Source organism: Acinetobacter sp. ANC_7504 (assembly GCF_056779995.1).
Genome location: NZ_JBWYIZ010000001.1, coordinates 154,347 through 168,246, shown reverse-complemented (window position 1 = coordinate 168,246; position 13,900 = coordinate 154,347). Strand labels below are relative to the sequence as shown.

Annotated in this window: 12 protein-coding genes; 5 read left to right on the top strand and 7 right to left on the bottom strand. The window is 40.0% G+C overall.

Annotation, left to right across the window (positions count from 1 at the left end):
• Positions 1-79: 79 nt before the first annotated feature.
• Positions 80-1,285 carry a chromate efflux transporter gene (chrA, locus tag AC1M9F_RS00800; RefSeq protein ID WP_481596806.1) on the top strand — a complete coding sequence of 402 codons (1,206 nt, stop codon included), beginning with the start codon at positions 80-82 and terminating at the stop codon, positions 1,283-1,285.
• Positions 1,286-1,359: 74 nt separating this feature from the next.
• Here chrA and sthA read toward each other — a convergent pair whose 3' ends face one another.
• Positions 1,360-2,775 (bottom strand): Si-specific NAD(P)(+) transhydrogenase, encoded by a 1,416-nt coding sequence (sthA, locus tag AC1M9F_RS00795; protein ID WP_035265673.1) that lies wholly within the window; start codon positions 2,773-2,775, stop codon positions 1,360-1,362.
• A 210-nt stretch (positions 2,776-2,985) separates the two neighbouring features.
• On the opposite strand from sthA, the gene lipA reads away from it, so the two are divergent.
• The 4 genes from lipA (at position 2,986) to AC1M9F_RS00775 (ending at position 8,630) form a co-directional block, all read left to right on the top strand.
• Positions 2,986-3,999 carry a lipoyl synthase gene (gene lipA, locus AC1M9F_RS00790; protein WP_035265671.1) on the top strand — a complete coding sequence of 338 codons (1,014 nt, stop codon included), beginning with the start codon at positions 2,986-2,988 and terminating at the stop codon, positions 3,997-3,999.
• Between the two features lie 282 nt (positions 4,000-4,281).
• Positions 4,282-6,756, top strand: a complete 2,475-nt coding sequence (locus AC1M9F_RS00785; protein ID WP_481596805.1) for an acyl-CoA dehydrogenase — start codon at positions 4,282-4,284, stop codon at positions 6,754-6,756.
• A 258-nt stretch (positions 6,757-7,014) separates the two neighbouring features.
• A complete protein-coding gene (locus tag AC1M9F_RS00780) occupies positions 7,015-8,196 on the top strand; it encodes a thiolase family protein (protein ID WP_481588487.1) in 1,182 nt (393 codons plus the stop codon).
• A gap of 50 nt (positions 8,197-8,246) precedes the next feature.
• A complete protein-coding gene (locus tag AC1M9F_RS00775; protein WP_179998434.1) occupies positions 8,247-8,630 on the top strand; it encodes a carboxymuconolactone decarboxylase family protein in 384 nt (127 codons plus the stop codon).
• 71 nt (positions 8,631-8,701) lie between these two features.
• Here the strand turns inward: AC1M9F_RS00775 and AC1M9F_RS00770 are convergent, their stop codons facing one another.
• The 6 genes from AC1M9F_RS00770 to rutA form a co-directional block, all read right to left on the bottom strand.
• Positions 8,702-9,568: an NAD(P)-dependent oxidoreductase gene (locus tag AC1M9F_RS00770; protein ID WP_481596804.1), complete on the bottom strand. Its 867-nt coding sequence runs from the start codon at positions 9,566-9,568 to the stop codon at positions 8,702-8,704.
• A 13-nt stretch (positions 9,569-9,581) separates the two neighbouring features.
• Positions 9,582-10,952, bottom strand: a complete 1,371-nt coding sequence (gene rutG, locus AC1M9F_RS00765) for a pyrimidine utilization transport protein G (RefSeq protein WP_481591318.1) — start codon at positions 10,950-10,952, stop codon at positions 9,582-9,584.
• Between the two features lie 28 nt (positions 10,953-10,980).
• Positions 10,981-11,520 carry an NADH-dependent FMN reductase RutF gene (rutF, locus tag AC1M9F_RS00760; RefSeq protein ID WP_481596803.1) on the bottom strand — a complete coding sequence of 180 codons (540 nt, stop codon included), beginning with the start codon at positions 11,518-11,520 and terminating at the stop codon, positions 10,981-10,983.
• 70 nt (positions 11,521-11,590) lie between these two features.
• Positions 11,591-11,971: a pyrimidine utilization protein C gene (gene rutC / locus AC1M9F_RS00755; protein WP_481591317.1), complete on the bottom strand. Its 381-nt coding sequence runs from the start codon at positions 11,969-11,971 to the stop codon at positions 11,591-11,593.
• Between the two features lie 33 nt (positions 11,972-12,004).
• Complete coding sequence (gene rutB, locus AC1M9F_RS00750) at positions 12,005-12,754, bottom strand: pyrimidine utilization protein B (protein ID WP_035265662.1); 750 nt, start codon at positions 12,752-12,754, stop codon at positions 12,005-12,007.
• On the bottom strand, positions 12,751-13,863 hold the full coding sequence (gene rutA / locus AC1M9F_RS00745) for a pyrimidine utilization protein A (protein ID WP_481596802.1): 1,113 nt from the start codon (positions 13,861-13,863) through the stop codon (positions 12,751-12,753). The genes rutB and rutA overlap by 4 nt, the downstream gene beginning before the upstream one ends.
• Positions 13,864-13,900: the final 37 nt, after the last annotated feature.

Below are 13,900 nucleotides of genomic sequence, written 5' to 3'. Positions count from 1 at the left end.
TCATCACTCCTTCATTCATTTCAAATACTTGTCATAATCGCCTATTAGACTTAGTTCAAAAACATCGTACGATTAATAAATGAAATCAGATAATTTTCCTAAAGTTAGCTTATCAGCACTATTTTTTATTTTTCTTAAATTAGGATGTATTTCATTTGGCGGTCCTGCAGCGCATTTAGTGTTATTTCATCGCACTTTTGTTGATCAACTCAAATGGTTAAGCTCTCATGAATATGGACAATTGGTCGCATTAGCGCAATTGTTGCCAGGTCCGACCAGTAGTCAAGTGGGGTTATCGATAGGATATTTATCCAAAGGATATTGGGGGGGCTTTATTGCTTGGTTAGGATTTACATTACCTGCCTTCATTCTAATGACTTCATTTGCTATTTTTGGTCAATATTTTTTTTCCGATATACCTCTCGAACTCTTTCACGTCATCCATTTGATTGTAATAGCCGTCGTCATTTGGGCTTTTTTACAAATGTTCAAAAGCTTCTGTACTGAAATTTGGCAGTATGTCCTGATGCTGAGTTCTGCTTTTTTTATTTATTTTACACAGTGGAGCTATAGTCAAATTTTCTTAATTTTAGTGGCTGGATTCATTGGCTTAGCTTTTACAAAAAAAGGAAAATCTCAGCCATCACCGCACATCAAAACCACTCAGACATCTCCAAAATATCATTATCTCTGGCTCATCCTGTTTGTAGCTTTATTTATTATTTTTCCTGCGTTGCAATTTATCTATTCATCAAGCTTGCTTAGCAATCTAGAAAGCTTTTATCAAACTGCTTCAATGGTTTTTGGAGGCGGTCATATCATCCTGCCACTCATGTATGAAGATTTTGTGCTTACTCAACACATCACTGCGGAACAATTTGACTTAGGCTATGCATTTGCTCAACTTATTCCAGGCCCTTTATTTAGTTTTGCAGGATACGTTGGCACATATTTAGGATTTACCGCATCGCCTTTACTTAACGCTGCGATTGCAACCAGTATAATTTTCCTGCCCTCATTTCTGCTTATTTTCGGCACGCTCCCTTATTGGTCAAAATGGGTCAAAAACAAAAAGATTGCAGCAGCCGTAGCTGCAATTAATGCAGCGGTCATCGGGTTATTACTCTGTTTAATTGCTCAAATGGCTGAAAAACATCTACACTCAATTTATGATTTTATTTTTATCGGCATTGTCATTCTTTTACTGAGATCAAAAATCCCTGTCATCATCTCTTTATTAGCGAGCTTTGTTAGCTATGGAGCTTTATTGTATTTTGTAATTTAAAGATCAAACTTAAATGCAAAAATAAAAAAACTCGCAAGCCTGGACTTGCGAGTTTTTTTTGTCATCAAGTCGCCTTAGAACAAGCGATTCATCCCGTTTAACGTTGCTACGCGATAAGCTTCAGCCATCGTTGGGTAGTTAAACGTTGTCTCAACAAAATACTTGATGGTATTGTTCGGACTATTCATCACGGCTTGACCAATATGAATAATTTCAGAAGCATTATTACCGAAGCAATGCACACCTAAAATTTCTAAGGTTTCGCGATGGAACAAAATCTTTAACTCACCCACTGTATCACCCGTGATTTGTGCACGAGCAAGGTGACGGAAAGACGCCTGACCAACTTCATAAGGAATTTTTTCTTCAGTTAATTCCTGCTCAGTTTTACCAATTGATGAAATCTCTGGAATGGTATAAATACCAGTAGGAATATCAACTACGGGTTGGATACCTTGTTCACCACTCATAATCGCGCCAGCACAGCGACCTTGGTCATATGCAGCTGAAGCTAGAGACGGCCAACCAATTACGTCACCCGCAGCATAAATATTTTCAACCTCAGTTTGATACTGCTCGTTCACTGATAGTTGTCCGCGGCTGTTTGGTTTGATGCCAACATTTTCCAAGCCAAGACCATCTGTATTACCAGATCGACCATTACACCATAGAATTGCATCAGCTTTAATTTTCTTGCCACTTTCAAGATGCAACACCACATGATCATCAAATGTTTCTAAGTGATCAATCTGCTCATTGTGGCGAATCAATACACCTTGTTCACGTAAGTGATATGACAATGCATCAGCAATTTCGTCATCTAAATAGCTCAGTAATTTATGCTGAGTATTAATCAAATCAACTTTGTGATCTAAGCCAATAAAGATAGATGCATATTCACAGCCAATGACACCAGCGCCATAAATAATGATTTTTTGAATTGAAAAATCTAGGTCTAAGATTTTGTCAGAATCAAACACACGTGGGTGATTGAAATCTAAAATTGAAGGACGATATGGACGACTACCTGTCGCAATCACCAACTGTTTAAAAATAATCGTTTCTTTCACACCTTCAGGCGTGAAAATCACCACCGTATTTTGATCTTGGATATAAGCACGACCGTGGAAAATATCAATGCGGTTACGGTCGTAAAAACGCGAGTGTGTATCCACTTGCTGTTGGATCACTTTATGCGCATTACGAAGCACTTGCTTCATGGTGAATTGTTTCCAATCACCCACTTTTTGGAACATTGGATCACGTTGATAACGGATAATGCTAGAAACCGTTTGACGTAAAGCTTTACTTGGAATAGTTCCTACATGCGTACAGTTACCACCAAGTTGTTCACGCATATCAACTACTGCAACGCGCTTGCCTGATTTGGCAAGTTTCATTGCCGCACCTTCACCAGCAGGGCCTGAACCTAAAACGACTGCATCATATTTGACAAAGGTTCCACTCACGACCTCTTTCTTACGCGGCATTCAATGCTCCTATACAATTATCTCTTCATTTATCTAACTTATATTATGACTGAAAATGCACACATTTGCTGTATTTCAATACCATATATTGCTTGATAGCCACATTTATTTTATGAATATCGTTTTTGCCCAATTTATGCATAAATTCGCTATAATAAGAGACCTATTTTTAATATTTCCTCCCGTCACACATTAGTGGAATCGTTGAATATGTCAGAAAACCGTAAACCAGTACAGGGTGAAAAACTTCGTGGCGCTGAGAAAGTCGCACGTATTCCTGTAAAAGTGATTCCTACGGTTGAAGCACCTCGTAAACCAGACTGGATTCGCGTCAAAATGGCTGCACCAGAAGAGGTTCAACGCATTAAATCAACTTTACGTGAACAAAAATTACATACAGTGTGTGAAGAAGCTGCATGTCCAAATCTTCCTGAATGTTTTGGTGGTGGTACAGCAACTTTCATGATTATGGGTGACATTTGTACACGTCGTTGCCCATTTTGTGATGTGGCACATGGTCGTCCGAATGCATTAGACCCAGATGAACCACGCCACATGGCTGAGACAATTGCAAACTTAGGTTTGAAATACGCTGTTATAACATCTGTAGACCGTGATGATCTACTCGATGGTGGAGCGCAACACTTTGTTGATTGTATTAAAGAAGCGCGTGCTTTAAGTCCTAATACATTATTGGAAATTTTAGTACCTGATTTCCGTGGTCGTATGGATGTTGCATTACGCATCATGACGGAATGTCCTCCAGATGTGTTTAACCACAACATTGAAACCGTACCACGTTTATACAAAGCAATGCGTCCAGGTTCAGACTATCAACATTCCTTAAATCTTCTTAAAATGTTTAAAGAATACTGCCCAGATATTCCAACTAAATGTGGCTTGATGGTAGGTATTGGCGAAACTGAAGAAGAAGTTCTCGCACTTCTTGATGACCTCAAAGCACACGATGTTGACTACGTAACAATTGGTCAATATTTACAACCATCGAAAGAACATGCACCAATTGATCGCTTCGTCACACCTGAAGAGTTCGAACGCTATACAGCACATGGGCAAAAATTAGGCTTTAAAAATATTTGGGCTGCACCAATGGTACGTTCAAGTTATTTTGCTGATCGTCAATACTATGGCGAACCAGTACCAGCAGTTCGTCGTAAAGCTGATCCTGCAAAGAAAATTACTGTTCAAACAATCGAAGCATAATTCTTCTTACTTTAAAGCCCTCGTATGAGGGCTTTTTTGTTTGTGGTTTTTATAATTCTCAATTACTTATTGACACATTTCTTATCTCTCTTCAGCTTGAATTTTGAATATTTTTCAAACAATCTTATCCAATATAAGTATTAATATGCGTCCGTTTTAGAACTCAACGCTTTCGTTTCACATTTCATGATCCAATATCGCTGTAGATCTGATGTTTGTGCTTTGATTAAATTTACTGTGGGTATTGGCTCCATGACCAAATCATAAATGGAGCAGTTCATAATGTTTTTTATACTCAGTTTAATTATTCTATTTATAACACTCTGGGCTATTTTTTATTTCGAATTCTCAAGAACTTCTGGGGCTATCACACTCACAGTCGTATCTATTTTAGTTGCGTTGATCAGCCCTTGGTCGCTGATACTCGGTATTCCTTTTATCCTAATTTCATTGATTGTCAGTATTGATACGTTAAGGATGAAATTTATTACACAACCTGCCTATAAAGCTCTAGCCAATGCAATGCCAACAATGAGTAGTACCGAGCGTGAAGCATTAGATGCAGGAACCAGTTGGTGGGAAAAAGAATTATTTATGGGGGCACCAGACTGGAAGAAATTTGATCAGTATCCGTACCCCACACTGTCTGAAGAAGAACAATCATTTATCGATCATGAAGTCGAACAGCTCTGCCAGATGCTGGATGAATGGGATATTCACCATCATCGTAAAGACCTCCCTGAAGAAGTCTGGTCATTTATTAAATCCAAAGGTTTTCTGGGGTTAATTATCCCTAAAGAATACGGCGGTAAACAATTTAGCTCATTTGCGCAAAGCCGTATCATGAGTAAGATTGCCTCACGCTCACTTACCACTGCTGTCAGTTGTATGGTGCCTAACTCTTTAGGTCCAGGAGAATTACTCTTACACTACGGTACTGAAGATCAGAAGAATCGTTATTTACCAGGTTTAGCAAAAGGTGAAGAAATTCCATGTTTTGGTTTAACAAGCCCTGAAGCAGGTTCAGATGCAGGTGCAATTCCTGATACAGGTGTGGTTTGTTATGGTCAATTTGAAGGACAAGAAGTTCTTGGCCTAAAAATGAATTTTTCCAAACGTTGGATTACACTTGCCCCTGTTGCTACGGTGGTCGGTTTAGCTTTCAAATTATATGACCCTGAAGGTTTACTAGGTGATAAAAACAAAACTGAATACGGAATCACATGTGCCCTATTACCAGCTGATCATGAAGGTGTGATTGTAGGAGCACGCCATAATCCAGGTTCACCATTTATGAATGGTACCGTGGATGGTAAAGATGTCTTCATTCCGCTGGATTGGATTATTGGTGGTGTAGAAAATGCAGGTAAAGGCTGGCGTATGCTGATGGAGTGTCTGGCAGTTGGCCGCGGTATTTCTCTTCCAGCACTATCAACAGCTGCAGGTGAAATGTGTTATTTAAATGTCGGCGCCTTTGCTCGTGTCCGTCAACAATTCAAAATTTCAGTCGGTAAATTCGAAGGTGTTCAAGAGGTTTCAAGTGATATCGCTAGCGATACCTATATGCTTGAAGCATTCCGTTACCTCGTCACTTGTGGTCTAAACCAAGGGGGTAAACCTGCAGTCATGACTGCAATGGCAAAATACTACGCAACTGAGACCATGCGTAAGATTGTTAATCATAGTATGGACATTGTGGGCGGGCGTGCTATTCAAATGGGTCCTCGTAACTTCTTGGCGCTCATGTACCAAGCGATCCCTGTTTCGATTACTGTTGAGGGTGCCAATATTCTGAGTCGTTCACTGATGATTTTTGGTCAAGGTTCGATGCGTTGTCATCCCTATTTATTTGAAGAATTACAACTTTTACAAGCCGAAAATAAAGATTCAGCATTAAAAGAGTTTAATGACGTTCTTTATAAGCATTTGGGTTATACATTTAATCGAACCGCTAAATCATTTGCTTATGGTTTTATAGGCGGATCAACAGAAGGCTCAGTAAAGGCTGATGATTTCAGTCGCCCTTACTACAAAACCATTAATCGTTTGAGTGCTAATTTTGCCTTAGTCGCAGATATGTGCTTAGGCCTCCTTGCAGGTGATATCAAACGCAAAGAAATGCTGTCTGGACGATTAGCAGATATGCATTCACACTTATTTATTGCGACTGCAATTCTTAAATTTTATGAAAATGGTCAACGTACTGAAGCTGAACAACTGCATGCTAAACACGCACTTGAGAAAGCATTATATGCATCTCAAGAAGCATTCTATGGTCTGTTTGATAACTTCCCTGTAAAAATCGCCGCAAGCTTAGTCAAACTCATTTGTTTCCCTTTTGGTCGTCCTATTGCTCAACCATCGGATGCCTTAAAACTTAAATTAGGTGAACTAATTCTTCAGGAAAATGCTTTCCGCAATGAATTAAAAAAACATGTCTTCTATAGTACTGATCCCGATGATGTCAATGGGCGCATGGAGTCTACATTCCAAATGTTGCTTCAAATTGAGGAATTATGGAATAAGTTTAAAAAGGCTGAATTCAAAGGCCAATTTACAGGTCTGACTTTTGAAGAGCACATTGAGTCTGCTCTTAATGACAAGTTCATCACTCAGGCTGAAGCAGATCAGTTACTTACGTATAACGCTAAACGTTTTGACAGTATGTTGACCGATGTTTTCGATACTGAACTTAACCAGAGTTTAGAACTTGAGAACCCTCACGCTCAGGTGTTGTCAAAATCTACACAATACTAGTCACTCAATTGCTTCTGAAAAAACGATCCTAAAGGGTCGTTTTTTATTTTTCATTCCACTTTTTATATTTCATTCCACTATGGTGTTATAGAAAACAACATCAAAATAAGCGAAATTAAATGAAAATAAAATAATGAATCTTTATTCATTTTTTATGATAATGTGATTACAACTAATAAAATAGCTGTCATTAAATTTTGAACATATGAAATTGACACGCATTTGAATCATATAAACTACAGGACAAGGATCAACGCTATGAGTCAAGAAATCGTATTAGTTGCAGGTAGCCGTACCGCTATGGGTAGCTTTCAGGGAGGACTTTCAAGCTTAACAGCCCCGCAACTTGGTGCTGAAGTCATTAAAGCCGTACTTGACCAATCTAAGCTTGCTGCAGACCAATTAGATGAAGTGATTATGGGCTGTGTTTTACCTGCGGGATTAAAACAAGGTCCTGCTCGTCAAGCGATGCGAATTGCAGGTGTACCAGATCATGTAGGTGCAACAACGATCAATAAAATCTGTGGGTCTGGCATGAAAGCCGTGATGCAAGCTGCAGATGCCATTAAAGCTGGCTCGGCAAATATTATTGTCGCTGGCGGAATGGAATCCATGTCGAATGCACCTTATCTCATGGACAAAGCACGCGCAGGTTACCGTATGGGACATGGCAAAGTGATTGATCACATGTTCCAAGAAGGTTTGGAAGATGCTGAAACTGGCTATTCAATGGGTATTCTTGCTCAAGAAATGGCAGATAAGAAAAACTACACACGTGAACAACAAGACGATTTCGCGATTCGCTCCTTAACTCGTGCTCAGAATGCGATTCAAAATAATTATTTCAAAGATGAAATCACCCCCGTTACAGTAAGTTCACGTAAAGGCGATGTCATCGTTGCCCAAGATGAAAATCCATTTACAGCAAAAATTGATAAAATTCCTACGCTACGCCCAGCATTTGCTAAAGACGGTACAATTACTGCAGCCAATGCCAGTTCAATTAGTGATGGTGCATCAGCATTTTTAGTGACTTCTGCTGAACTCGCAACAGCAAAGGGACTTTCAACTTTAGCAACGATTAAAGCTTACGCAACGCACTCTCAACACCCATCAGAATTTACCATCGCACCTGTTGGTGCAATAGAAAAAGTATTAAACAAAGCGGGCTGGACTGTTGAAGACGTGGATTTGTGGGAAATTAATGAAGCGTTTGCGATGGTGACCATGGCAGCGATCGATGCTTTTCATTTAGATCCTGAAAAAGTGAATATCCACGGTGGAGCTTGTGCACTCGGACATCCATTGGGGTCATCAGGTTCACGAATTATTTTGACTCTCATCCATGCATTAAAACGCTTAGGTAAAACAAAAGGTGTTGCCGCACTTTGCATTGGTGGTGGAGAAGCAACTGCGATTGCGATTGAAATCCCAGCTTAATATTTATGCTATAGCGCATCTCAAGATGCGCTTTTTTTATGAGGAAAAAAATGTCAAAACAAGATTATGAAAATGGTTTAAAAGTTCGTACAGAAGTGATGGGAGAAACTTTTGTCAAACGTGCACAAGACAATACAGTTCCATTTACTCAACCACTTCAAGATTGGATTAATGAGCATGCATGGGGTTCAACTTGGCAACGTGAAGGCGTTTTACCGCGCAAGTATCGTTCGTTAATCACGATTGCATTTTTAACAGCCCAAAAAAGCCCAACAGAACTTAAAGGTCATGTACGTGGTGCTTTAAATAACGGCGCAACTGTTGAGGAAATCCAAGAGGTTCTTTTGCACAGCTTGCCGTACTGTGGTGCTCCAGCTACACAAGAAGCATTTAGAGCCGCGTTAGAAGTCATTAATGAATATCAACAAAGCTAATCTCATTGAGCATTCATAGATGAACCGCTTAATCTACATTAAGCGGTATTTAAGGTATTTGGACGCTAGATTTAACTTAATTCAATTTTAGATTGATGTTCAAGCACCTGAACCACAGCTGAAAAATCAGAATCTTGAGCTTTCACTTTTTCAATTTGCATATACTGATTTTGTATAAGTTGCATCGCTGGCAAATTCAACGCTTGCTCTTGAATTAGATCAGTCGCAATTCCTATATCCTTTTGTAAAAGAGCTAAGGCAAAGGTTTTTGGAAATGCACGACTCAGAACACGTTGCGCCATAATATTTTCAGACATTGAACTTTTACCACTAGAATGATTAATACAATTCAATGCACTATTCAAATCTACTCCTTTTGACTTTAATACCGTCAATCCTTCTGCGAGTGCCCATAGATGGGTTGCCATCAACGTGTTATTCACTGCTTTAACAGCAAATCCAGAACCACTCTCCCCGACATATTCAATTAATCCTGCAAATGCCTGAATAATCGGTTTTGCACGCTTATAAGCATCGACATCACCCCCAACCATTACCGTCAGTGTCCCTTTTTCAGCACCTATAGTTTGCCCAGAAACGGGGGCATCTAAATATTCAACACCATTAAATTTCAACTGATTTGCAAGTTTTAAAGCACTTATAGGTACACCACTGGTACAGTCGATCCATACGCTCCCCTTGACCGGAGGATTTTGAGCAATAAGCTGTTCGACATCTGCACTGGTGGGTAAGCAAGTGAAAATAAAATCTGCTTTCACTGCTTGATCGACAGAGGTCGCTTTAGTACCAAATGTTTGTGCATGTTCTTCTGCTTTTTCAAAATTACGGTTCCAAACTAAAACTTCAAATCCTAGTTTTGGTAAATGGCTCGCCATGTGCCATCCCATAGCACCTAAACCGATAAATGCAATTTTCATTTTTAATTTCACCTTAAATTTGAGTGTTAGGGAGTGCCGTTGCTTCTGCTGAATGCGGTTTGTTTTCGAGCTCTACTGTTTGCGCATTCTTATCTTCTCGATTTAAGAAAAGATTCAATAAAATAGCCGCTAATGTTGCAGTCCCTATTCCACCCAAATCAAAATGGCCAATTTGTAAACTATAATTGCCTGTCCCCATAATTAAGGTGACAGCAGCAATCAACAGAGTACTGTTTTTGGTAAAATCTACGCGGTTGTCCACCCAAATTTTAGCACCGGCCACTGTAATCAGACCGAAAACAACAATCGAAGCTCCCCCTAATAATGCGACAGGAATCGTACTAATAACCGCGCCAAATTTTGGTGATAGACCTAGCAAAATTGCAAATACGCCAGCAAATAAAAATATGGTGGTCGCATAAATTTTGGTTACCGCCATCACACCAATGTTCTCAGCATATGTCGTCATTCCTGTTCCACCCACTGATGCAGACAAGGTCGTACATACACCATCTGCAAAGAAACCTCGTCCCATATATGGTGAAAGATTACGTCCAGTCATTGCAGATACCGCTTTGAAATGTCCTAGATTCTCTGCAACTAAGATGATCGCTACGGGAGCAATAAGCAGCATGGCATTAAATTCAAACACTGGCGCATGAAAAGTAGGTAAACCGAACCAAGCTGCCTCACTGACTTTAGTAAAATCGATCGCTGTACCAAAACCCAAAACATTGGTGAGTAAAAAATAAATAAAGTAAGAAGCCACTAAGCCAATGAGCAATAACAATCTACGGATCATTCCCTTAGTAAATACGGCGATTACACTAATACAAATAATCGTGATTAGAGCCATCCATGAATCAAACTGATTAGCAGAGACACTTTTGATCGCCACTGGCGCTAAATGCAAACCAATGATCATCACAATTGCTCCAGTCACAATTGGTGGCATCAATTTTTCAATCCATGCTGTGCCAGTTTTCATCACGATCAAACCGATCAAGGCGTACAAAATACCGCATGCAATGGTACCGCCAAGTGCTAAGCCTAAGTTTGGATTTAAGCCAACACCGGTATAACCAGTGACTGCAATGACTGCTCCAATGAAAGCGAAGCTCGAGCCTAAATAGCTCGGCATACGCCCCCCAGTCATTAGGAAAAATAATATTGTCCCAATACCCGTAATAAACATTGTAAGATTCGGATCGAAACCCATCAGTAAAGGGGCAAGTACTGTTGCTCCAAACATTGCAAATGCATGCTGCAGCCCCAATACCATACTTTTACCTGGCGGCAAGTACTCATCTACTTGAACTGCGGTCGTGTCTAGATTTCCTTGGAAAGGTTTAAATTTTGGAAACCATGTTTCTTTTGTGCTCATCGACCTTCTCCTGATCAAGCATGCTGTTTTAGACCATTGGAACTGGCTCGCAATATGCTCGGTTAAAATACATGAGGGCTTTTTCACCCGCTTGCTGTTTCATCCCCTTTACATGGCAGAACAAAACATCATGACTGCCTACCGATAAACTTTGTACGACTTCACAATCAAAACTCACTAGCGCACCTTCTAAAATAGGTGCACCTGTGACTAATGTTGACCAGTCCCCCTTTTCGAAACGTTCTGCCATTGGAGTTTTACCCCCAAACACATTCGATAAATGCTTTTGACTACTGCTTAAAGTATTGACACACAAAACCTGATTACTTTTAAATGTTTCAAATACTGATGCTGATCGATTTAGACATACTAGCAATGTTGGTGGCTTATCTGTCACACTACATACAGCTGAAGCTGTGAAGCCAGCTTTTCCTGCTAGACCAGCTGTAGTAATAACATTGACAGCTGCACCTAAATTCGACATTCCTTGTCTAAAAACCTGTTGGTCAATGTTGAGTGTGGCACTCACTGCCTCGGGTAAATTGATTGATTTCACATTTGCATTCATAGTGTTCTCCATCCCTCATCGCCTAAACAGTCAGTGAGGGACTCATAATAGGGTGATGAAAGCTTTCAAATTAAACATGAGCAATCGAAGCAATTTCGATGAGTGCATCAGGTTTGACTAATCCTGTTTGAACACAATAACGAGCTGGTTCTGCATTCGGAAAATATTCGGCATATACTTCATTCATTGCAGCGTAGTTTGCCCAATCTGTCAGAAAAATATGATTGAAAGTAATGTCTGACATTTTTCCGCCAGCAGTTTCGATGACCTTCTTTATTGTTTCAAGGACATGGCGTGTCTGTGCTGCTACGTCTCCAACATGAACTACATTGTTGTTTTCATCAAAAGGCAAAGTGCCTGAAACATAGACAATGTTGTCTGCTTTAGTTGCTGGCGAATACGGTGCGAGTGGCTTACCTGAACCCACTGGAATAATGACTTCTTTTGACATGACTTATTTCCTAATTTTAAAATTTATAAATATCTATGCGCTTTCAGCGAGTGTTGGTTGATCTGCAAAACTACTGACAAAACTTTCTGTATCCGACACCCATCCAAAGAAGGTTTTTATGTTGTACATACTTGCGACATGGGCTTCTTTTGGCCCTGCTTGATGACAGGCATCGTCTAAAGCCACGCCAAAATATTCTAGAAAGAAGCCATCTCTGAGCGTCGATTCAACGCATACATTGGTCGCGATACCAACAAAAACCAAATTACGAATTCCACGCACTCTGAGCATGCTGTCTAGCGCTGTGTTAAAGAATCCACTATAACGAGGCTTTTCAATCACAATATCTTGAGGAGCTGGCACCAACTCATCAATCAACTCAAAATCCCAATCCCCTTTTGCTAACAATTTGCCTTGTAGCTCAGGACGCTTACGCATGGTCTTCAGTGCATTTGATTTATGAAAGTTTGGTGAATCAATACCACCTGCTTCACGATATTGATTATCCCAACCGTTTTTGAAATAGATCACTTGAATACCAGCATCATGTGCTGCAGAAACTGCCTTTTTAATATTTTCAACCACAGGTTTTGTCGTCGACACATCAAACCCAGCAAGATCTAAATAACCACCTTTTGACGTATACGCATTTTGCATATCAATCACGATTAATGCTGTTTGCTCAGGTGCAAGGACAATATTTTCCGGTTCGGCTTTGAGTTTTACACCCGTACCCGCTTGTGCAGTAAATCCAGCTTCAACGGTATTTTCTAAATGACTCATGCGATTTTCTCCAACACAGGTTCTGAACTCATTCCTTCAACCACAACATGTTCACGACATTTCATAAGCGGCTGAATCCGTTGTCCAAAACTTTCAACACCTTTAACAAAATCATCAAATGTCAGTAAAATGCCTTCAGTTCCTTTTACCTCGCTAATCTCATCTAGCATTTTTGCGATAGTTTCGTAAGAACCTACTAACGTCCCCATATTGATGTTGACTGGTGATACTGATGAAGCCATTTGACGAATATTAGTATCTGCACCAGATTTAGTATCTTTTCCGCCTTGATTCATTAACCAGTTGATCGCTTCAATATCAGCGCCATCGTTGTAATGTTGCCACTTCGCCATCGCTTCTTCGTCTGTTTCAGCAGCGATAATCATGAACAAAACGTAGGTTTGAACATCACGACCCGTAATATCTGTTTTTGCTTTTAAACGATCGTTGATTTCTGCATATGCTGTTGGTGTATTAAGCCCTTTACCAAAAACAAAATTGTAATCAGCGTGTTGAGCAGAAAATTCCAAACCTGCATCCGATTGACCAGCGCAGATAATTTTCATCTCTGCTTGCGGGCGTGGGCTAACTCGGCAATCATCCATTTGGAAATGGTCACCTTTAAAATCAGATTTACCTGTTGCCCATAATTCACGCAGAATTTGTACGTATTCAGATAAGTATTCGTAACGCTTTCCGAAATATTCATCACCGGGCCACATGCCCATTTGGGTATATTCTGGCGCTTGCCAACCTGTGACGACATTTAGGCCGAAACGACCATTCGAAATTGAATCAATCGTAGATGCCATGCGTGCAACTATGGCAGGCGGCATCACTAGCGTCGCAGCTGTTGCATAAATTTTTATTTTGCTGGTGACTGCAGCAAGACCCGCCATAAGCGTAAAAGTTTCTAAGTTGTGATCCCAAAACTCAGTTTTACCGCCGAAACCACGCAGCTTGATCATAGACAATGCAAAGTCAAAACCGTAATGCTCTGCGCGTTGGACAATTTTTTTATTTAACTCAAAACTTGGTTTGTATTGAGGAGCATTTTCTGAGAGTAACCAGCCATTATTTCCGATCGGACAAAAGACACCAATTTTCATATCTAACACTCCTAATTTAACGATCAGTTAAATTTGA